This is a genomic window from Mucilaginibacter puniceus, assembly GCF_054783175.1.
The window spans coordinates 104,048-126,360 of record NZ_BAAGRB010000001.1; the positions used below are offsets into that span (position 1 = coordinate 104,048).

14 protein-coding genes are annotated in these 22,313 nt (G+C 38.8%); 11 read left to right on the forward strand and 3 right to left on the reverse strand.

Annotation, left to right across the window (positions count from 1 at the left end):
• Positions 1 to 382 precede the first annotated feature (382 nt).
• The 9 genes from ACYVJ6_RS00500 (at position 383) to ACYVJ6_RS00540 (ending at position 14,659) form a co-directional block, all read left to right on the forward strand.
• Entirely contained in the window at positions 383 to 1,222 is an 840-nt protein-coding gene (locus tag ACYVJ6_RS00500) for a fumarylacetoacetate hydrolase family protein (RefSeq protein ID WP_460692088.1), read from the forward strand.
• A complete protein-coding gene (locus ACYVJ6_RS00505; RefSeq protein ID WP_460692089.1) occupies positions 1,219 to 2,799 on the forward strand; it encodes an aldehyde dehydrogenase (NADP(+)) in 1,581 nt (526 codons plus the stop codon). Before ACYVJ6_RS00500 ends, ACYVJ6_RS00505 begins: the two co-directional genes overlap by 4 nt.
• A 67-nt stretch (positions 2,800 to 2,866) precedes the next feature.
• Positions 2,867 to 4,582, forward strand: coding sequence for an IlvD/Edd family dehydratase (locus ACYVJ6_RS00510; protein WP_460692090.1), 1,716 nt, complete (start codon positions 2,867 to 2,869; stop codon positions 4,580 to 4,582).
• Positions 4,583 to 4,693: 111 nt separating this feature from the next.
• The gene (locus tag ACYVJ6_RS00515; protein WP_460692091.1) at positions 4,694 to 6,007 is read left to right on the forward strand and encodes a gluconate:H+ symporter; all 1,314 of its coding nucleotides are present in this window, start codon (positions 4,694 to 4,696) and stop codon (positions 6,005 to 6,007) included.
• Positions 6,008 to 6,179: 172 nt separating this feature from the next.
• Positions 6,180 to 6,815 carry an RNA polymerase sigma factor gene (locus ACYVJ6_RS00520; protein ID WP_460692092.1) on the forward strand — a complete coding sequence of 212 codons (636 nt, stop codon included), beginning with the start codon at positions 6,180 to 6,182 and terminating at the stop codon, positions 6,813 to 6,815.
• A gap of 130 nt (positions 6,816 to 6,945) precedes the next feature.
• The gene (locus tag ACYVJ6_RS00525) at positions 6,946 to 8,058 is read left to right on the forward strand and encodes a FecR family protein (protein ID WP_460692093.1); all 1,113 of its coding nucleotides are present in this window, start codon (positions 6,946 to 6,948) and stop codon (positions 8,056 to 8,058) included.
• Between the two features lie 195 nt (positions 8,059 to 8,253).
• Positions 8,254 to 11,775 carry a SusC/RagA family TonB-linked outer membrane protein gene (locus ACYVJ6_RS00530; protein WP_460692094.1) on the forward strand — a complete coding sequence of 1,174 codons (3,522 nt, stop codon included), beginning with the start codon at positions 8,254 to 8,256 and terminating at the stop codon, positions 11,773 to 11,775.
• 11 nt (positions 11,776 to 11,786) lie between these two features.
• Complete coding sequence (locus ACYVJ6_RS00535) at positions 11,787 to 13,418, forward strand: SusD/RagB family nutrient-binding outer membrane lipoprotein (protein ID WP_460692095.1); 1,632 nt, start codon at positions 11,787 to 11,789, stop codon at positions 13,416 to 13,418.
• A gap of 209 nt (positions 13,419 to 13,627) precedes the next feature.
• Positions 13,628 to 14,659, forward strand: a complete 1,032-nt coding sequence (locus tag ACYVJ6_RS00540; protein WP_460692096.1) for a LacI family DNA-binding transcriptional regulator — start codon at positions 13,628 to 13,630, stop codon at positions 14,657 to 14,659.
• A gap of 68 nt (positions 14,660 to 14,727) precedes the next feature.
• Here the strand turns inward: ACYVJ6_RS00540 and ACYVJ6_RS00545 are convergent, their stop codons facing one another.
• The 3 genes from ACYVJ6_RS00545 to ACYVJ6_RS00555 are packed head-to-tail and all read right to left on the reverse strand — an operon-like array spanning position 14,728 to position 18,710.
• Positions 14,728 to 16,944: an outer membrane protein assembly factor BamB family protein gene (locus tag ACYVJ6_RS00545; RefSeq protein ID WP_460692097.1), complete on the reverse strand. Its 2,217-nt coding sequence runs from the start codon at positions 16,942 to 16,944 to the stop codon at positions 14,728 to 14,730.
• Positions 16,945 to 16,973: 29 nt separating this feature from the next.
• On the reverse strand, positions 16,974 to 17,405 hold the full coding sequence (locus tag ACYVJ6_RS00550) for a nuclear transport factor 2 family protein (RefSeq protein ID WP_460692098.1): 432 nt from the start codon (positions 17,403 to 17,405) through the stop codon (positions 16,974 to 16,976).
• A gap of 36 nt (positions 17,406 to 17,441) precedes the next feature.
• Positions 17,442 to 18,710, reverse strand: coding sequence for a mandelate racemase/muconate lactonizing enzyme family protein (locus tag ACYVJ6_RS00555; protein ID WP_460692099.1), 1,269 nt, complete (start codon positions 18,708 to 18,710; stop codon positions 17,442 to 17,444).
• A gap of 419 nt (positions 18,711 to 19,129) precedes the next feature.
• Here ACYVJ6_RS00555 and ACYVJ6_RS00560 point away from each other — a divergent pair, with 419 nt between their 5' ends.
• On the forward strand, positions 19,130 to 19,939 hold the full coding sequence (locus ACYVJ6_RS00560) for a hypothetical protein (protein ID WP_460692100.1): 810 nt from the start codon (positions 19,130 to 19,132) through the stop codon (positions 19,937 to 19,939).
• A gap of 61 nt (positions 19,940 to 20,000) precedes the next feature.
• Positions 20,001 to 22,307, forward strand: a complete 2,307-nt coding sequence (locus tag ACYVJ6_RS00565; protein WP_460692101.1) for an Rv1355c family protein — start codon at positions 20,001 to 20,003, stop codon at positions 22,305 to 22,307.
• Positions 22,308 to 22,313 lie beyond the last annotated feature (6 nt).

A 22,313-nucleotide genomic window follows, 5' to 3' on the forward strand; every position in this document is an offset into this window, starting at 1 on the left:
TGTGATAAAGTAGTTTTTAAATAAATTATCAAGATAGTTTTGGCATCAGGTGGAACAAATGTAACCTATATTTTAAAAATAAATAACAATATTGTGTTATTTATACACTAACCTTGGCAATAAAATTAATTAAATAGCTTAAAATCAATTAAATGTAATTTATTTTAAACCTAAATAAATAATCATATTTGTGAAATTTTTTTAACGATTATGCCTTTAAATGTTAGTTTAATATGATTTATGTCAGTTTAATTAACATTTAGCCGCAATTAAACGTTTTTAAACTCAACTGTGGTTTGTGTAACACACAATTAACAAATTAATTGCACTACTTATAGGCAATAACCAGTATATTGGCGCCAAATTTACGCCTAATAAAAAAATGAAAATTTATAACACTAAAAAGGGCATCGTAATTGATGACAACGGACAGCTATTCCTTTCAAAGCAAACTGATTGGGATGCTTTTGTGAACAGGCAAGGGCTTTATGCTGCTATTAGCCAGGAGATAAAAACTTTACAAGCTGATGCTGGTTTAGCAAGTGCTATCAGTAACGAATTGCTTAAACCTATTGCTAACCAGGAGGTGTGGGCATCGGGTGTAACTTATTTCCGTAGCCGCTCTGCGCGTATCGAAGAATCAAAAGATGCCGGAGGCGGTACTTTTTATGATAGGGTTTATAATGCTGAGCGTCCGGAGTTGTTTTTTAAAGCACCGGCTTACCGTACTGTAGGATCAGGCGCTGATGTACGTATCCGTAAAGATTCAAAATGGAATGTGCCAGAGCCCGAATTGACTTTATTTGTTTGTTCTGCAGGAACTATTGAAGGTTATACTTGTGGTAATGATATGTCATCACGTGATATTGAAGGCGAGAATCCTTTATATCTGCCGCAGGCAAAATCATATAACGGCGCTTGTGCTATTGGTCCATGTTTGTTCGTAAGCGAGTCGCCAATAAAAGCCGATTCAAAAATTGGTATCGAGATAGTAAGAAATGGCTCGGCTGTTTTTGCTGAAGAGATATCTATCGACCAAATGAAAAGAAAACATACAGAATTAGTGGGCTATTTAACAATGGAACTTGATTTTGAACACGGTGCATATTTAATGACAGGTACAGGAATTATTCCTGCTGATGAATTCACCCTAGCGATTGGTGATGTAGTTAAAATAACAATTGAAGGCATAGGTACACTTGAAAATACAGTAACGTCATGATAGAAGGAAAACAAATTATAGGATTCGAGGAGTCTGGAGAAGGTACAGATAAGGTAAAATCAATTAACCCGGCTACCGGCGAAACATTAGGTTTATTTAATAAAGCCACCACCGCCGAAGTAGATAGAGCAGTTGCTAAAGCAGCGGCAGCATTCCAGGTTTATCGTAAAAAATCAGGTAAAGAAAAAGCAGCGTTTTTAGAAGCAGCAGCTGACGAGATAGTTGCCTTAGGCGAAGAGTTGGTTAACATCTGCTGCGCAGAATCAGGCTTGCCGCAAGGCCGTATACAAGGCGAAGTTGGCCGTACAGCCGGTCAGTTACGCTTATTTGCCTCTTTACTAAAAGATGGTTCGTGGGTTGATGCACGTATTGATACTGCTATTCCAGATCGTACTCCGTTACCTAAACCTGATATCCGTTATATGCAAATGGGCTTAGGCCCGGTAGCTGTGTTTGGTGCAAGTAACTTCCCGTTGGCATTTTCTGCAGCAGGTGGCGATACCGCTTCTGCATTAGCAGCAGGTTGCCCGGTAATTGTAAAAGCACACTCGGCACATCCGGCTACAAGTAACTTAGTGGGCAAAGCCGTAATAAAAGCGGCAAAAGCAACAGGTATGCCTGATGGTGTCTACTCTGTAGTATATGGCGATGGTTCAACCGTAGGTACGCAATTAGTTAAACACCCCGAAATTAAAGCAGTAGGTTTTACAGGCTCATACACCGGTGGTAAAGCATTATTTGATGCAGCAGCAGCACGTCCTCAACCAATCCCGGTTTATGCCGAAATGGGAAGCACCAACCCGGTTTTTATTTTGCCTGAAACTGCAAAAAACCAGGCTGAAGCTTTTGCTAAAGGATTTTCAGGATCAGTTACTTTAGGTGTTGGACAGTTTTGTACCAACCCGGGTATGCTTATTTATGAAAGCGGCGAAGATGGTAAACAATTGACCAGCAAATTGGAAGAGCATTTTGCGCAAACTAATGGCGGTGTAATGTTGGCCAGCAACATTTATAAATCATACAATGATGGTGTTGCCAAGCATTTAGCTACCAGTGGTGTTGAAACTTTGGCTAAAGGCGCACAGTCTGACGCTTTAAATACAGCATCACCTATATTATTTAAAACCAACAGCCAGGTTTTGGGCGAACATCCAGATCTGTCTGAAGAAATATTTGGCCCAACAAGTTTAGTGGTTGAAGCACAATCAAAAGAAGATATCTTAAACATAGCACGTAACCTAACCGGCCACTTAACAGCTACCGTTCACGGTACTGAAAAGGACTTAACAGATTACAAAGACCTGTTAGATATTTTAGAGCAAAAAGTAGGACGCGTTATTATTAACGGTTTCCCTACAGGTGTTGAGGTTTGTAGCTCAATGGTACACGGTGGTCCGTTCCCGTCAACTTCTGATGTGCGCAGCACTTCGGTTGGTACAGCGGCAATATTCAGGTTTACACGCCCTATTTCATACCAGGGTATGCCGCAATCACTTTTACCTGATGAGTTAAAAAACTCTAACCCATTAGGCATTTGGAGATTGGTAAACAACAATTTAACAAAAGATACAATATAATACCGGGGGATGGAGGATGTTAAATTCTCCATCCCTTTTTTAATGATCATTAGAATAAAAAAATAAAATGGGAAAGTTTCGCAGTGCCGATTGGTTCGGTACAAAGGATAAAATGGGTTTCCTTTACCGCAGTTGGATGAAAAATCAGGGTATGCCTGAGGATATGTTTGATGGGCGCCCGGTAATAGGTATATGTAACACCTACTCTGAACTTACTCCTTGTAACGCCCACTTGCGCGATATTGCAGAGAGCGTACGCCGTGGTGTGTTAGAGGCTGGTGGCTTCCCGGTTGAGTTCCCGATCATGTCGTTAGGCGAAACTTTACTAAAGCCTACCGCCATGCTTTTTCGCAACCTGGCGAGCATGGATGCTGAAGAATCTATACGTGGTAATCCTATTGACGGCGTTGTGTTGTTAACCGGTTGCGATAAAACTACTCCATCAACCTTAATGGGTGCGGCCAGTGTTGATTTACCTACACTTGTTGTACAGGGCGGCCCAATGCTTAACGGCAAGTTTAAGGGCGAGGATATTGGCTCAGGCACTGCCTTATGGAAATTTAACGATAAGTTGAAAACCGGCGAAATGACCTATGACGAGTTTGCCGAGGCAGAAAGCTGCCAGTCGCGCAGCCCGGGTCATTGTATGACGATGGGTACAGCATCAACCATGGCAGTTATGGTTGAATCCTTAGGTATGTCATTAAGTGGCATGGCTGCTATCCCGGCTGTTGATGCTCGTAAGAAAAGAATAGCGCAGCTATCTGGTCGCCGTATTGTAGAGATGGTTAAAGAAGATCTTCGCATATCTAAAATATTAACCCGTGAGGCATTTGAAAATGCTATTAAGATAAATGCAGCTGTTGGTGGTTCAACCAACTTTGTTATCCACTTAACCGCAATTGCCGGTCGTATAGGTATTGATCTTAATATTGATGATTTTGATAACCTGGGCTCAAAAATGCCATTGTTGTTAAACCTGATGCCATCGGGTAAATTTTTGATGGAAGATTTTTACTATGCCGGTGGTTTACCAGCTATCATTAAGCAAATACAATCAGAGTTGCATATGGATGTGATAACCGTTACAGGTAAATCGCACGCCGAGAACATTGCCAACAGCGGCACTATATACAACAGCGATGTTATTTACACCTATGATGCACCATTGATACCTGAAGCCGGTACAACGGTACTTAAAGGTAATCTTGCGCTTAACGGTTGTGTTATAAAACCATCTGCCGCTACGCCTGCGCTTATGCAGCACACCGGTCGCGCTGTGGTGTTTGAAAATATTGAAGATTACCACGCGCGTGTTGATGATCCGGATTTGGATATTGACGAGACCTGCGTAATGGTACTTAAAACAGTTGGCCCTGTGGGTTACCCGGGTATGCCCGAAGTGGGTAATATGCCATTGCCTAAAAAGCTATTGGATAAAGGAGTTACCGATATGGTGCGGATATCAGACGGGCGTATGAGTGGAACTGCTTTCGGTACTGTTATTCTGCACGTATCACCGGAGTCGGCCATTGGCGGCAATTTAGGTTTGGTACAAAATGGCGATATGATAACACTGGATGTGCCTAAAAAGCTGATCCAACTAGAAGTATCAGACGAAGAACTGGAGGCCCGCCGCAAAGTATGGCAGGCACCACCTGCAATGGCCGAGCGTGGTTACGTTAAAATGTATATTGACACGGTACAACAGGCAGATAAAGGTGCCGATTTGGGCTTCCTTGTAGGTGGTTCAGGCTCAAAGGTGACAAGAGATTCGCACTAAAATAAACAATTTCAGGCTGTTAAAGGATGGGCTTTTAATGGCATTAATAAGCGGAGAGGGCAATAAAATATTCTCTCCGTTTTTTCATATTTATTAAACCAATTATAAATTATGTTAGTGTTTATTCTAATACTTTGTATAGGTACACTCATAGTGTTGACTACCTGGGCAAAAATGAACGTTTTCCTCACGTTCATCATCGTATCTGTTATGGCTGCATTGCTGTTGGGTATGCCGCTTGAGCAGGTGCCTAAAACAATTAACAAAGGCATAGGCGATATGCTCGGCTCGTTGGTGGTGGTTATAGTACTTGGCGGTATGCTGGGTAAACTGGTAGGCGCAAGCGGAGCCGCACAACGTATTGCCACCTCCATGCGTAAAGCTTTCGGCGAAAAGTATATCACCTGGGCCATGAGTTTAACCGGCCTTATAGTAGGTATCCCTTTGTATTATAATGTAGGCTTCTTTTTGTTAATACCTATCATATTTTCAGTAGCTGCGCGATATAAATTACCATTGGTTTATATAGGTCTTCCAATGCTTACTGCCTTGTCTGTTATGCATGGTTTTTTACCGCCGCACCCTTCGCCTATGGCATTAACGGTACAGTTTCAGGCCAATATTGCTCAGGTTTTTATGTATGGTTTTATTATAGCCATACCGGCCATAATTATTGCAGGCCCGCTTTTTGCCAAAACAATACGTGGCATTAAGTCAAACTCAACAATGACGTTGGTTACCGACGACATTCCCGATGAAAATTTACCGGGTCTTGCTAACAGTATTTTATCATCCTTATTGCCTGTTTTATTGATAGGTTTAGGTACGCTTGTGGCCAATTTTTCCGGCAATAATCCGCAGGTGCAAAATATCGCGAATTTTCTTGCAGATCCTGGTATAGCAATGGTGGGCACCATTTTGATAGCCACTTATACATTAGGTATTTCTACCGGACGTTCTTTAAAAGAGGTGATGGATGTTTACGCCGATGCAATAAAAGAGATAGCTCTTATATTGCTTATTATAGGTAGCGCGGGAATATTGAAACAGGTGTTTATGGATACCGGGGTAAGCGAGCAGATATCGGCAGGGTTACAGCAATTGAATATGCCTCCTTTGGTTTTAGGATGGGTGATAGCCGCCATACTAAGATTGTGCCTCGGATCTGCAACAGTGGCAGGCCTTGCAGCGGCGGGTATTGTTTTCCCGCTGATGCAAACCACACACGCCGATCCGAACCTGATGGTGCTAGCTGTTGGTGCCGGTAGTTTGTTCTGCTCTCATGTTAACGATACATCATTTTGGGTGTTTAAAGAATACTTTGGTTTGGATATGAAACAGACCTTTATGTCATGGTCATTAATGGAAACTATGGTTTCTGTAATAGGGCTTATAGGAGTATTATGTATTAACATGGCATTGTAATATCTGATATTAATTATACAATTGCATAAATTAAAAAGAAATATGCTTTAATTTGTACAGTTGTAAATAAGTGTTCATATATTTATATAACCAACTAAACCGATTATATTTCCAGTGCTAACTATATAATCAATATAGTTTTTGTAAAAAATTGCGCCATAATTAAATCAGTATGGAGAAATTAATTATTGCTACCGAGAGTGAACTGAGTGCTAACACTGCAGAAAAAGAGGATTTAGGTTCTTTTGCTGCGGATGCTATGCTTAGTGACGAATCTTTGTGGCTTAATTTCAGGGAGGGCGATCATAAAGCTTATACACTATTGTTACGCAAACATGCCAATGTTTTATTTAGTTACGGATGTAAGTTTTCAAAGGATGAAGACTTTGTGAAGGATTGTATACAAGACGTTTTTTTTGAATTATGGAACAGGCGTGAAAAAATAAGCCAGGCTGCGAATGTAAAGGCATATTTATTTAAATCTTTGCGTTTAAGAATATTTCGTGAGCAGTCTAAATGGAATAATTCTTCCTCATTTGAAGATAGTTTTTTATTTGAAGACGATTTTAATATCGAATCGCACCTGATACAGGAACAAACTTCTAAAGAGATCAGACAAAAACTGCAAACAATTTTAACTGGCCTCACTCAACGGCAAAAAGAAATATTATATCTCCACTTTTTTGAGGACATGGACCATGACGGCATAGGCCGTACGATGGGTCTTAATCGTCAATCTGTGTACAATCTGCTTTATCGTTCAATAACAACTCTTCGTAAAAAGGCAGAATTTATAAATTTTTTTTAATATTCATTGCGCTGACTATCAGTGATTTATATTAAATGTTTATTTTTTCCCAATAAACTTTCTGTTTAGTTGAGTAGATTTTTATGGTTTCTGCATATTATATGTAACAAAACCGATATAAACGATCTTCATGGGTAATTACAGCACCTATAAAGTAGAGGATTTTCTTTTAGATGAATCCTTTATTAATTGGGTATTAAACAATTCTGAAAAGGACGCTATCTTTTGGGAGGCATGGGTAGCTGCGCACCCCGCAAGCGCTCCAACAGTTAAGCTTGCCCAAAAAACTCTTATTGCATTATATCTAAAACCTGTTCGTACACTTTCTGATAGCGAAATTGACAGCATGGTAGGCAATTTGGAGCAGAGGGTTCAAATTAATAATTCAAGATCAAAATGGTTTGATAGCGTTACTTTTAACCAGTTTTTATCTTATCCTATTGCCGCCGTGTTAATAATGGGGTTTTTGATGATGCCTTACTTATATGATAAGTTAAGCAATTCGGGGCAAAGTAACGAACAAGCAGTAGTCTACTCAATAAAAAATACAATTAATCAAACCGGAGAAAGTGTGCTGGTTAAACTGGCCGATGGATCATCAGTGATATTAGCACCGGGCAGTAAACTAAGCTACCCTACATTTTTTAAAGGAAACACAAGGGCTGTTAGTTTAGAAGGTGAAGCTTTTTTTGAAGTTCATAAAGATGTAAAGCATCCGTTTTTTGTTACCAGTGGTAATTTACTTACCCGTGTTGTTGGTACAAGTTTTACCATAAAGGCCTATAATGGCACTAAGGAATATAGAGTAATTGTAAATACAGGTAAAGTTTTAGTTACTCAAAAAGCCAACCCTCAACAGGCTAACAATCCTACTAATGTTAAATCTATAGCGGTTATTCCTAATCAACAAATAGTGTATAATATCAGTCAAAAAAGCCTGGTTAAAGAAAACTTGGTAGAACCATTAATGCTTTCGGCCGATGTATCTAAAGATATTTTTACGTTTAATGATACTCCTCTTAATAAAGTTATATCTCGTATAGAGCAAGCATATAATGTTACTATAACATATAATGAGAAAGAAATAGGCGGCTGCCCCTTAACAGCATCCTTGGCTGATGAGCATTTGCTTGAAAAACTTGATTTAATAAGTAAGGCCCTGGATGTAAAATACTACATTAATGATGGACACATTATGCTGGCGGGTGCCGGATGTAACAAACAACTAACTAACAAAAATTAACCCTATTATGAATTAACCTTAATTGTAAAACATATATGAGATAAAAAGATACTTGAAAATCAAAAAAAAACCGACAGTGTTTCGGGACACTGCCGGCCATTAATTTCCCACATCTCTCTCAAGAAGAATGTTACAGATTAAATCTGTACCAGAGGGTTTTGTGTTAAACTTTAACCATTTAACATTAACAAAATTATGAAAAAAAAGTCATTAGCCTTAGTAATTATGCGTATTACTTTAGTTTATGCTGCGATAATTTTTTCTTTAGGTACTACACTTGCCAGCAACGTAGTTGCCCAGGTTAATCTAGATAAAGAAATTACTTTAAACGTAGCTAATAATGAGGTCAGCAAAGTTCTGGCCTCTATCACAAAACAATCAGGCGTAGAGTTTATCTATAGCTCAGTAATAATTGAGTCTAATAGAAAAATAAATGTAATAGCAAGAAATAAAACTATTGCAAATGTTCTCAACGAAATATTGCCGCAATTAAATTTATCTTATGAGGTTTCGGGCAATTCTATTATTATAACAAGGGCAAATAGTGCTGCTAAATCAGTTATAGCCCAAACCGTAACAGGTAAAGTTGTAGATGATAAAGGCGAAGCTTTGATAGGTGTAACCGTAACCGAAAAGGGTGTTACCGGTAACGCCACTGGTACAGATGTTAATGGTAATTACCGTATCACTGTTGCTAACGCAAACTCAACATTAGTATTTACTTATGTTGGTTTTGAGCCCGTTGAAGCCCTTGTAGGTACAAGAACAGTGATAAATGTTACCATGAATTCAGCAGATAACGTTTTAGGCGACGTAGTAGTTACCGCATTGGGTATCAAACGCGAGTCAAAAAAATTAGGTTACGCTGCAACAACTGCAAATGTTGACGAGCTTCAACAAAACCGTACAACTAACGTAATGGCTTCGTTAGAAGGTAAAGTAGCCGGTTTAAACATTTCTCCACCTTCTGCAGGTCCGGGTTCAAGTACCAGGATACGGTTGCGTGGCCAGGCTGCATTTTCAGGTCCCGGGGTTACCAACTCGCCGCTAATTGTTGTTAACGGTTTACCAATGGACCAAGGGGCTAGTGAAGTAACTCCACAAAATACTACTGATAGGGGTGATGCTTTACAACAAATTAACCAGGATGATATTGAGACCATGACTGTATTAAAGGGCTCTACCGCGGCAGCGTTATACGGATCAAGAGCAGCAAATGGTGCAATTTTGATAACTACAAAAAGTGGTGCTAAAAACACCAAATTTGGTGTAGAGTTTACTTCAAATTTTGGAGCTGACCAGGTATTAGATTATAACCATTATCAAATGATATATGGTGGCGGTGTTTGGGACCCTGTAACTAAAACAGGTAAAAAACCAACAACTGTAGGTGAGGCGCAACAGGCAGGTCAAAATAACTGGGGAGCTAAGTATGATAGTTCACCGGCAATGTTTTTTGATGGTATAACAAGGCCCTACGAACCTCATCCACATCGTATTACTGAGTATTATAGAACCGGAACTTCATTTACTAATACTATAGCACTTTCTGGCGGTAACGCAAGTACCAGTTTCAGGCTTTCTTTTTCTAATTCGGATGCTAATGGAATTTCTCCGGTTAACAATTATCACAAAAAAATATTCAATATCGGGTTAAACAGTAATATCACCGAAAAATTAAATGTAAGCTTTAACTTAAACTATGCAAACGAAGTAAATAATAATCCTCCGCAAGTAGGTTTTCAGGGCGCAGGTGCTCCTAACTTCCTTTATCGCATGTCACCCTATATTCCAATTGAGGTATTCAGGGATAGTGCGGTTGACCCAGTCACAGGCGGTGAACGTCAATCATCAGGCTTTCAAACTACCTTGTTAAACCCTTACTATACAAACCCGCGCCAATTTACAGTTAGAAATCAAGATCGTTTCCTATCTACCACTACAGCAAGGTACGATTTTACTAAATGGTTGTATTTACAAGGCCGTGTTGCTATGGATTACACAAACCAGCTTAATGAAGGTAATGTTCCGCACGGTGTAGGTTCATCAGGATCTTCTAGTCTTTTACAAAACGGTACAGGCCCGGCATATAACGGTAGTTACAATATTGGTATGTCAAAGCAACGTAATATGAACTATGACTTTTTGTTAGGTACAAATAATCAAAAATTTGGTGATTTTAGCGCCGAGTTAACATTAGGTGGTAATATACTTGATGAAAGAGGTAGTGGTATGAGAGCCAGCACTGCAAATGGTTTGGTTGTAAAAGATCTTTACGCAATTGAAAACGGCGTTCAAAAAAATATTAATTATGATTTTAACAGACGCCAGGTAAATTCTGTTTATGGTATTGCTGATTTTGGATATAAAAGCTTTTTATATTTAACTATCACGGACCGTGTAGACTATTTCTCTGTACTAACACCACCATCAAACATAGTAGCAGACCCTAAAAACTCATTTAATTATCCATCTGTAAGTGGTAGTTTTGTTTTCTCAGAGTTATTACCTAATGTTTCATGGTTAAATTACGGTAAAGTTAGAGCCAGTTTTGCTCAAACAGGTAGCGCAGTGGGTATAAATCCATTTGCTGGCCAACTTACTTATAACCTTGGTACTAATCCGTTTACTGCAAATGGAGTGAGTTATACTACTGGTAGTTTCAGTACAAACTTCCCTAATCCGTATTTATCATCTTTCGGTGTAACTGAAAAAGAGATCGGTATTGAGATCAGAACTTTAAATAGCCGTTTAAATTTCGATATTGCTGCATATGATAAACGTACCGACAGACAAATATTAACAGCACCGCTTTCAATCACTTCGGGTTTTGGAACAACAAATATTAATCTTGGTAAATTACAGAATAAAGGTTTGGAATTCTTAGTTGAAGGTACACCTATTAAAACCGCTAAATTTACCTGGAATTCATCATTTAACGCTGCATATAACGAAAGCAGGGTTTTGCAATTAGCAAACGGAGCAACCGACCAGTTAGTTAACGCGTTTAATCTAAATGGTAATGAGTTTTTGGGTAAATTAATATATAAAGTTGGCATGGCTATGAACCAATTGCAGTCACCAACTTACCTGCGTAATGCTAACGGCGATATAGTTGTTAATGCCGATGGTACCTTAAGAGCGTCTCCAGTTGAAAAAACTTTTGGCCAGGCTGATCCAAAATGGACAGGGGGTTGGAATAATACTTTCCGCTACAAAAAATTAGCCTTATTGGTACACATCGATTATAAATTTGGCGGCAAGTTATTCTCGTCAACCGCGCTTAACGGTGCAAGGCAAGGTTTAACCCAATTGTCATTGGTTGGCCGCGAAGGTGGTGTTAATTTCCCGGCCGTAGTTGAGGTAGCAGGTAGTCCAGGTACATATGTGCCAAATACTGCTTTTGTTAATCCGGCAACTTTCTATTCAGGTTACCGCAACACACAGATTGCTGATCCGTTTGTATATGCCAGCGACTTTATCAAACTAAGAAACATTACGTTAACATATGATTTTTCTGACATGGTAAAAAATGTTAAATATATAAAAGGACTAACCTTATCTGCATCATGTCGTAACGTTGCCATATTGCATAAAGCAATTCCGGATGTTGACCCTGAATCAATGGCTTCTACCGGTGATACCAGGTTAGGATATGAGCAAAGCGCTTTGCCAACAACCCGCACGTTCGGTCTTAATTTAAATGTTAAATTCTAAATTGAAGAATCATGAAAAAAATAAATAGCATCAAATTTTTATTTGCAATAGCGGCGGTTTTTGGCCTTGCGAGTTGTGATAAAGGTTTTGTAGAAAAAAATCAAAGTCCATATAACCAAACCAGTATTGATCCTGGTATATTGCTTAGCTCAGCACAACGCAATGTGAGCACCGGAAGCTATGAAGTTGAATCAACCATTGTACAGCAATTTGTTAACGTTATTGATCAGGGCGTTACTAATGCATTTCAATTTAATAGAATTGACGGGCTTGAAACTTACAATGTGATAAGATGGAACCAAATATATGGTAATACGCCAACTAATGGTACTGTAAGGCTTTTGGATCGTGCGCTTGACCTGGCTAAGGGGGATCCTGCAAAAGCTAATTTATTGCAAATGATAAGGATATTAAGAGCTATGAATTATATGATATTGGTAGATACCTATGGGGATGTACCTTATAGCGAAGCTAATAAAGCCTATACAGGTACTGCTGTTAGCATTACTACGCCTAAGTATGATAAAGGCGCAGATATATATACCGATTTATATAAAGAACTTAAAGAAGCAAGAGCGGCATTAAGTACAACCAATACTCCCGGTGTAAACACAGGGGCTGCTGTAAATACTGATATATTTTACGGAACCAGTGCTACGGCTACAAATGCAGCCGTACAGATACCTAAATGGCAAAGGTTTGCAGGTAGTTTAATGCTGCGTTTAGGAATGCGTTACTCTAAACTGGATGCTACCAAGGCTGCGGCTATTGTAACAGATGCTTTATCTGGTGCTGGTGTTATGCAATCAAATGCTGACAATGCATATATTCCATTTAATCCTACTGACAATAACCCATTAAACGCTGGTCCAAGGGGTACAAATCCATTCAACTATTATTTAGCTGAGCCGTTTGTTAACCAGTTAAAAGCTACAAATGACCCAAGAGGTAAATATGTAGCAGCTTATTACTCGGCTCCAAATGTAATAAGCGGAGTTCCGCAAGATACGGTATTGTCTCACCAATTTGGTTTCCCGGTAGGTTATAGTGATGCTACAGTAAAAACCAAAGCTGATTATAAAGGCCCTGCACAGGTAGGTAACGGTGTTAGGTACACCCAATTAAATTATTACAGTTTTGGTAGCAATACTGCACCAATATTTGTTTGTACTTATGCTCAAACCCAATTGTTATTAGCCGATGCTGCTGTGAGAGGTTATATACCAGGTGGAGTAGTACAAGCTACAACCTATTATAATAATGGTATAAGGGCTTCAATGGATGAGTACGTGCTTTATCCCAATACTACACCTATACCTGCACTTGACTACGATAGTTATAAAAATCAAGCTGCTGTATCTTTTGTTTTAACTCCCGCCACAGCCCTTCAAAAGATCAATACCCAATACTGGGTAGTATCATTAGGAAACCCGGGTGAGGCTTTTGCTAACTTTAGAAGAACAGGTTTCCCTGCTTTAACACCTAATCCTTTTGGTGGTACAACTTTGCCGGGTGGTGGTTTTGCACGTCGTGTGCCTTATCCAAACATTGAACGCTCAGTTAACGCTGCAAATTACAATGCAGCCGTAGCCGCGATGGGTGGTGATGATGTAACCCAACGCGTATTTTGGGATATCCCGTAATATATAATAGTAATTTAATATATTATTGAACAGGTAATGCAGCTTATTGGCTGCATTACCTGTTTTTATACGGATTATATACGTTAAAAACTGTTAAAAATCAATTTATCTGCAACCTTAAGTAGCTATTACCAAATAATATAATAAATTTACATATCCTAAACCAGGCTTTGTGAAGGCCTGATAATTATTCGTGTATTGATATAAATATGGACAAACCGGAGAAAGATATTACAATTTATGATATTGCAAAAAGACTAAACATTTCGGCGGCTACCGTAAGCAGGGGGTTAAAAGATCGTGCCGGCACCAATAAAGAAACAAAAAAGCGAATACTGGAGGCTGCAAATGAAATGGGTTATCAAACTAACTCATTTGCCAGTAATCTGCGGAATAAAAAAAGTAATATTATTGGGGTAATTGTACCTAAATTGAACAGTGTTTTCATGTCGCAGGTTATTGCCGGTATTGAGAAGGAACTTAGCGAAGCAAATTATACGCTTATTATAAGCCAGTCTTTAGAGGATACAAAGAAGGAGATTGCCGGTGCTGAAGCTATGTATAGTAACCGTATTGATGGTTTATTGGTTTCATTAGCTTGCGAAACAAAGGATATTGCACATCTGGAAAGTTTTATTAGGCGCGATACCCCAGTTATATTTTTTGACCGGATATCTGAAAATAAAAATTATCCGGGTATACATATTGATAATTTTAAGGCCGCGTATGAAGTTACTAATCACCTTATACAGCAGGGATGTAAAAGAATATTTCAATCAACCGGCAACCAATTGCAAAAAGTTTATGTTGACAGGTTTAACGGTTACAGGCAAGCATTGTTAGATAACGGCCTTGAATTTGACCCTAAAATGGTTATTGAAACAGGCTTAAGCCCCGAGGATGGTGTAGCCGTGGCCGAAGAAATATTAAAAATGAAACAAATGCCTGATGGCGTATTTGCAGCAAATGACCAATGTGCAATAGCTTGTATGCAGGTACTAAAAAGAAACGGTTTAAAAATTCCTGAAGATATTGCTTTTGCAGGATTTAATAATGACCCGTTAACTTGTATTATTGAACCCAATTTAACCACTATAAATTATAAGGGATATGAAATGGGGCAAATATCGGCAAAACTGCTTATAAAACGCTTACTATATAAGTATGATAAACTAGACTCAAACGATATATTGATGGATCATGAATTGATTATCAGAGAATCGTCTTTAAGAAAGAAATAACAATTATTATTTTAATAAAAAAAGGTGCTTCATTGAAGCACCTTTTTTATTTGGTATGTTTTACAGATCTATTTTTTAAGCCTGTAAGTTATTACAGAACCGTTAGGATGGGTTGCATCCGATCCAATAGTTATAGCAATATATTGGTTTCCATCAGCACCCATATACGTACTTGGTGTAGAATTTTGCGCACCAGGTAAGGTGGTTTCCCATAATATTTTACCTGTTTTTGCATCATAAGCTTTAAACGTACGGTCAACGTTGCCGCCGCCACCCCAAAATACTATATCGCCTGCAGTTGATATGGTGCCAGAGCTACCGATTACGCCGGTTGGAGGTCCGCCCGGTGTTTGTAAAGAAGGGTTATTGCCGGCGGTTACCCTAAATACATATTGGCCGGTGGCTAAATTAATAGCATTTAATGTACCATATGGCGGTTTTAAAAATGGTTTGCGATCCGGCTGCCTTAATTCCTGGTAAGCAACAACATTTCGATACCTTACTTTTTGAGCAGGTTGAGCAGGAGCATTACCTGATTGTGCAGTAATATAAGTTTTAGTGTCGTTTCCTAATACGTACGACAAAATTGCGGCCTCCTTACCGGCAATTGCTGCTGCAAAGCCCGGCATTTTGCCACCACCCGCTTTAATTTTGGCAATTATCTGCTCATCAGTCATCTTTTTTTGAATGTTTACCAATGATGGATAATTCTCGTCGCCGCCTTTATTAGCGCCATGGCAAGCAACACAGTTTTGGTTGTAAATGGTCCTTCCAATTTCAAAATCAGTTTGGTTGGTAATGGCCCTGTTTTCAATTTTTTGCATTCTGATGATTTCAGGCTTATCATCTGATTTAACGTAAAGAATATTAGTTCTTGGGTCAAATGAACCACCGCCCCAATCAGATCCACCGTTACTGCCCGGACTATGATAGGTGCCCTTAACAGATGGAGGAGTGTATATACCTTCGTAACGCAAATTTTTCCACATTTTAACAGCAGAATCATGAGAAGCTTGCGAGTAGTTGGCTATTTGATCTTCAGTGATTCCCTGTCGGGCAAAAGGTTTTGGTAAGGTAGGGATAGGTTGTGTTGGCCAAGCTTTTTCGCCCGGAATATCAGATCTTGGAACTTTTTTCTCAATAATAGGGAATAATGATTTACCAGTTACACGGTCAAGTACAAATACGAAACCACTTTTGGTAAGTTGTACAACCGCGTCTATCTTTTTACCATTTTTAGTAATAGTTACCAAATTTGGCGGCGATGGAAGATCCCAATCCCATAAGTCATGGTGTACGGTTTGGAAATGCCATTTACGTTTACCTGTTTTGGCATCTAAAGCTACTACGCTATTAGCAAAAAGGTTTGATCCCGGGCGATCAACTCCATAAAAATCATATGATATACCACCGGTAGCTATAAATACCATACCGCGTTTTGGGTCAACGCTTAAACCGGCCCAGTCATTAACACCGCCAAATTCTTTCCAGGCATCTTTAGGCCAGGTTTCATAACCATATTCACCAGGATGGGGGATAGTATGGAATATCCAGGCTAATTTTCCGGTAATTACGTTGTATGCCCTGATATGGCCAGGTGCAGCACCATAGTCTTCATCCACTTTTGAACCCATAATAATCAGGTCCTGATAAATAGCACCTGGAGATGACGAACTTACATTTGTGATAGTTTTATGATCAGCGCCAGGTATTAAATTTTCTCGCATATCAACCTTGCCGTCAACACCAAAAGTTTTTATTAATTCACCGGTTTTTGCATTAATAGCTATAAGGTTGGGTCCTACGCTAGTCATGATGCGCCTATCGTCTCCTTTTTCCCAGTAACTAACTCCCCTAAGAGATACTTGACCGGTAACACCGTTGGCAGATGGGTCAAATTCCCAAACTTGCTCGCCTGTTGTAGCGTTAATAGCATAAACCCTACGATTAAGAATATTGTACATTACCCCATTAATTACTATAGGGTTAGATTGGCTGCCACCACCAAAGCCACCTCTGCCACCTGCCGGGGGAGTAGTGCCTGGAGGTAGGGCGCCGGGGCCAAATTGCCAGGCTACCTCTAAGTTTTGCACATTAGTTTTGTTGATCTGTATCAACGGCGAAAAAGTGTTTGTTCCAGGGTTTCCTCTATATGAACCCCATGCACGTGGGTATTCAAATGCTTTATAAGCAGAATAAACTACTACCATACCTAGTAAAAAAATTACCGTGTAGGTTTTTTTCTGTTTTAGTTTTTTAATAATTGGGGTTAGTGAAAAATTCATTTTTGATTTATAATAATGATTAGTGTGTATTAAAGTTTAAAGCCTTGTTTGGCCAATAATTTCCATTTATTGTTTATCTTTTTCCAGATTAACATATTGCCTATTTTTAATTTGGTTGGAGTACCGTTGTTAACTAAATCTAAGTCTTGCGTATGTCTTGTTACTGCATTGTCGCCGGTAACTTGAATAGTTTGATTGGATATGTTAATAGCCAAATAGCGTACAGGCCCCTTAGCTACTGCTTCTAAAAAAGCTGCTTTGGTTTCAACGTTACCGCTTGAATGCCCATAGGATAATTCAGGCAATACCAAGTCATCTAACAATTTTATATCACGGTTTATTAAACCTTGATTGAGCTGATTACCTGCTTCAGCTACCGCTTTTTCATCGGCCGTTTGGGCTTTTGCTGTAATATTTAATATTACCAGTAAGCTAAATAAGTACAGTATTTTCTTTATCATATTGTTATAACAGTCGGCAAATATAAATATTGGGTTTTATTCCCACCATGTTTCGCCCGGCATCATGTATTTCTCTTTAATCAACTTCTCATTTAGCGTAATACCTAAACCAGGTTTGTCATTAAATTGAAGGTATCCGTCTTTTAACAGATCAACACCATAACCTAATACTTCAGGGTCGCCATTACAGCTTCTGCCGTCAGCATTAATTGGGTTATTCATAAATGCCTCGTGGCCTGCAAACTCACGTACGGTTGCTGCCCAATGTGCAGATGCCACTGTAGCAATAGGGCCCGCAACATTGTGTGTAGCCACCGGGATATAATATATTTCAGCCAGGTCAGCAATTTTTTTAGCTTCCAGCAATCCACCGGCCATTGATACATCAATTTCAATTTTATTAACTCCCTGGTTAACAATAAACGGCCTAAAATCTTCACGAGTATATAAATTCTCGCCTGTTAAAACCGGTACAGGCGATCTTTCTGTAAACTTTACCCATTGCTCATTATAAGCTATAGGCAGCGGATCTTCTAACCACCAGGGGCGGATAGGGGCCACTGCATGAGCTAAACGTAAAGCGCTATCAAAATCCAGCTCCCAATGGGTATGGACAGCTATGTCAAAATCATCGCCTACCGCATCACGCACATTTTGGAAGCCTTTTCCGTTTTTATCTATCTCTTTGTTGGACATCATCCGGTTATCTAAACGTTCCCATTGCTGGTCTCTTATAAAGTCAACCTTTGCCGCGGTAAATTTTTGCTGTTTCATTTTACCGGCAAATTCATCGCATGAGTCTTTACTTAAAAGATCGCGCGGCCTGCCTGTGCAATAAGCTCTAACTTGTTTACGATGTGCGCCACCACCTAATATTTTATATACAGGCTGATCATTTAATTTACCTATTAAATCCCATAATGCAATCTCGACGCCGGTGATAGAGTGTGTGGGTATACCATGATTGCCGCCATAATATGACGTACGCGTACTCATTTTAAAAACCAACCGCTCAAGATCATAAGGGTCCTGGCCTACTAAAATAGGTTTAAAAACACTTGTTACCATGTCCTTAGCACCAAGGCTGTTTTCGTCATGGTGGCATTCGCCTATACCAACTACACCGGCATCAGTCTCAATTTTAATGATCAAACTTGGCCTGAAACCAATTTTTACACGTACACACTTAATATTAGTTATTTTAACCTTCTTAATATTAGGTGCAGCCAGCAAATCAAAATACGACATACATGATGCTGCAGGAATAGCTATAGCCATATTCCTTAAAAAGTTACGTCTTTTCATAATGATAGGTTAGGGTTAATCATTAACATAGTATAATTGCGTTGCAATTTTTAAGCGTGTATTATAAAATTGATTATTGGCGGTTTAAAATTTATCTTTCTAAGGTATTATTTATTTGCATTATTACGTCATTTGTAATAGAAATTTTATTGACCGAATTTGCAATAGTGAAGTAAATTTTCAAAATACTACATATCCGCTACTTAACCAGTAAAAATTTATAAACTAATGTGTTATATTTAGGCTTGTTAACATAATCGATTTCCTTTTAAATTTAACTAATTGATTATTAGTGAATTGACTGGAAAGATGTTTTAAATTTCTTTTACTCATTGGGTATTATTGATTTAAAATGCAAATATTAGCAAAATGGCAGCCCACAATTATCATCATTATATGATCTGCATTAGAGTTTTTAAATGGAGGATAGTTTAAATAAAGATAAGCCCGAAGTTAGGCTTAGAGCCTTTAGAGCTATTGATGAGCCCGAAACCTGTCAGCTTTTTATTGAAGGCCATACCCATGTTTTAACTAGTATAGGGGTTACAAAAGTTACTTCCTCCAAAAATGAATGGACAAAAAACCCCGCAGCCTTTGTTATGATTGTAGAATCAATGGATGGTAAAAGGGTGTATGGTGGTGCCAGGGTACATGTTGCCGGAGGTTCTGAACCATTACCTATTGAGCAGGCTACAGGTGCAATGGATAAGGGTATATTTGAACTGGTATGGAAATTTGCCCAACATGGTACCGGCGAATTGTGTGGTTTATGGAATTCGCGCGAGATAGCAGGCTACGGTATTGGCTGTATATTTTTAATACGTACCGCAGTAGCTATTTCCTACCAAATTGGCATACAATCACTCTTTGCTTTATGTGCCCCCTATACCATTCCGCCGGGCGAGGCGGTGGGTATGGAGCTAGAATCAAGCATTGGTATTGATGGTACTTTTTATTACCCAAAACTTGATTTGGTTGCTACAACAATGGTTTTAAAGGATGTGCCTACCATGAGTAAAGCATATGAAGAGGATAAGGCCGCAATTATGAAAATTCGCGAAAACCTGAATATTACCCGTGTTGAGGTGCTTCGGAAAAAGGAAATAACTATACATTATGCCATTGAGATACCTAATTTAGATAAATGGGATTTGCAGGCCACCATACAACAAGCCAAAAAGACATTTTTGGATACTAAAATTGATGAGCGCGACCTAAATATACTTTAACTTTATCGTATAATTGCGTATAAAGAATTTTATACTATCACAATTTTTTACATCTACCGTAATGCTAAAAAATAGTTCACACTTATATAGCAGCCCTCAGGATAAACTTAGTTATGTCCCTACATTTTACAGGTTAAATACAGATACAAATAAGCAAACTTTTAATGCTTTTTTAGCCGAAGGGAAAGTAGCTGTAATTCATGATGAGATGAAGGGCCAGTTGCAGGAGCTTATAAAAAGTCAAAACCCGTCTATAAAAATAAAGGCCGATGACTATGAGGCCCGTATTGCTGCGCATTTAAACGGTGTGGATATAAATGAATATGGTGTTTGGGTTTATTACCCCTGGAGCCGTAACCTGGTGCATTTATTAGATGAGGATGAATTTGTTGAGGTGCGTACTAATCGTAACCAATATAAAATAACCCGTAAGGAGCAGGCCTTATTAAAACAAAAAAAAATTGGCATAGTGGGTTTGTCGGTAGGGCAATCAATTGCGTTAACCATTGCTATGGAACGCACCTGTGGCGAAATACGGTTGGCTGATTTTGACATTGCCGAATTAAGTAACCTAAACCGTTTACGCACAGGGCTGCATAATATGGGCATTAATAAAACCATTATTGCCGCTCGCGAGATATTGGAGATAGACCCGTATATCAAAATCAAACTGTTTCATGATGGTTTGAACCGCAATAATATGGACGAGTTTTTTACCGCAGATGGCAAGCTTGACCTGTTAATTGAGGTGTGCGATGGGTTGGATATTAAAATAGAGAGCCGCTACAAAGCACGCGAGTTGCAGATACCGGTAGTAATGGATACCAACGATAAAGGTATGCTTGATGTAGAACGTTTTGACCTGGAACCCAACCGCCCTGTTTTGCACGGATTAGCAGATGGCCTTGACCCTAACAATATTAAAAGCCTAACCAATGAAGAAAAAATACCATATATACTGAAAATGGTAGGTGCCGAAACTATCTCCACTCGGTTAAAGGCATCAATGATGGAGGTAGAACAATCTATTAATACCTGGCCGCAACTAGCTTCATCTGTAGTGCTGGGTGGCGCACTTACTACTGATGTTTGCCGTCGTATATTGCTGGATCAATATCATGAATCGGGAAGGTATTATGTTGACCTGGAAGATTTGGTAAAGGATAAACATAAGCCGGAAGCTGTCAAAACACAGTTATTAAAAAATCCTTATTCCCCTTTACAACAATCAGAAATTATCAGAATAATTAACCAATATCATAACAAGTTTAATAATAAGGTTACGCCAATAACCAATGAACAGTTAGATAAAATTATTGATGCTGTTTTGGCCGCTCCTTCTGCAGGTAATAACCAGCCATGGAAATGGGTGTATGCTAAAGGTTTGTTATTTTTATTTCATGATAAATATAAGTCATGGTCATGGGGTGATTATTATGAAATGGGTGCGCATCTTGGCTTAGGCGGCGCTTTAGAAAATCTACACTTGCAAGCGCAAGTATTAGGTTTGAAAGATAATGTACAGGTATTACCAATGCCTGATAATCGTGCATTAATTGCTGCTATACATTTTACAATTGCCGAGGATAGTAATGCTGAAAATGCTGTTTTAGCTAACTATATATTTACCCGGGCCACAAACAGAAAGCTGGGGCCACGGCAAAAAATAGATTCCAGTTTTTTTGAAGAATTCAAACAAACCATTAGTGAGTTTGGCCAGATAAAAGTTTATTATACTGATGATGATAATGATCTGGATGAACTGGGTGAAATTATAGCTGAATGTGATAAAGTGAGGTTGTTAAATGAATTGGGACACGAAGAATTTTATCACGAAATTAGATGGAACAAGGAGCAGGCCGAGCAAATGCGTGATGGGGTAGAAGTAGCAGCTGTTGATATCACCCAAAGTGATATTGCCGGATTAAATGTAGCTAAGGATTGGAAAGCAGTAGAGTTGCTGGCCAACTGGAAAAAGGGCGGAGCGTTTAAAAAAATGTCATTAAAATCAGTTAAATCCGCATCTGCTATAATTATATTTACTATTCCTGAGTTTACACACCCAATGTTAATTGAGGCAGGAAAAGCGGTTCAAAAAGCCTGGATATTTGCATGCAAGGAAAAAATATCAGTACATCCAATGTTGTCGCCCGCATTCTTTTTTAACAGGTTAAAACATGGTAAAGGTGCTGATATGTCGGTTGATGTTGTAAAAGATCTGGAAAATTTAAGAGAACGATTTTTAAAGATATTTCCTTTGGAAAATGAAAAAGAAGTGTTTGTAATGAAAGTTTCAATAGCAGATCCGATAGGCACAAAATCATTAAGAAAAAGCAAAGATGAACTGTTTATAAATATTGACGCTTAATACATA

Bases quoted from the DNA above. Each gene is read 5' to 3' on its own strand.
- ACYVJ6_RS00560 (WP_460692100.1), top strand. From the start codon at position 19,130: ATGGAGGATAGTTTAAATAAAGATAAGCCCGAAGTTAGGCTTAGAGCC.
- ACYVJ6_RS00525 (WP_460692093.1), top strand. From the start codon at position 6,946: ATGGGTAATTACAGCACCTATAAAGTAGAGGATTTTCTTTTAGATGAA.
- ACYVJ6_RS00505 (WP_460692089.1), top strand. From the start codon at position 1,219: ATGATAGAAGGAAAACAAATTATAGGATTCGAGGAGTCTGGAGAAGGT.
- ACYVJ6_RS00540 (WP_460692096.1), top strand. From the start codon at position 13,628: ATGGACAAACCGGAGAAAGATATTACAATTTATGATATTGCAAAAAGA.
- ACYVJ6_RS00500 (WP_460692088.1), top strand. From the start codon at position 383: ATGAAAATTTATAACACTAAAAAGGGCATCGTAATTGATGACAACGGA.
- ACYVJ6_RS00545 (WP_460692097.1), bottom strand. From the start codon at position 16,944: ATGAATTTTTCACTAACCCCAATTATTAAAAAACTAAAACAGAAAAAA.
- ACYVJ6_RS00565 (WP_460692101.1), top strand. From the start codon at position 20,001: ATGCTAAAAAATAGTTCACACTTATATAGCAGCCCTCAGGATAAACTT.
- ACYVJ6_RS00520 (WP_460692092.1), top strand. From the start codon at position 6,180: ATGGAGAAATTAATTATTGCTACCGAGAGTGAACTGAGTGCTAACACT.
- ACYVJ6_RS00510 (WP_460692090.1), top strand. From the start codon at position 2,867: ATGGGAAAGTTTCGCAGTGCCGATTGGTTCGGTACAAAGGATAAAATG.
- ACYVJ6_RS00555 (WP_460692099.1), bottom strand. From the start codon at position 18,710: ATGAAAAGACGTAACTTTTTAAGGAATATGGCTATAGCTATTCCTGCA.
- ACYVJ6_RS00535 (WP_460692095.1), top strand. From the start codon at position 11,787: ATGAAAAAAATAAATAGCATCAAATTTTTATTTGCAATAGCGGCGGTT.
- ACYVJ6_RS00530 (WP_460692094.1), top strand. From the start codon at position 8,254: ATGAAAAAAAAGTCATTAGCCTTAGTAATTATGCGTATTACTTTAGTT.
- ACYVJ6_RS00515 (WP_460692091.1), top strand. From the start codon at position 4,694: ATGTTAGTGTTTATTCTAATACTTTGTATAGGTACACTCATAGTGTTG.
- ACYVJ6_RS00550 (WP_460692098.1), bottom strand. From the start codon at position 17,405: ATGATAAAGAAAATACTGTACTTATTTAGCTTACTGGTAATATTAAAT.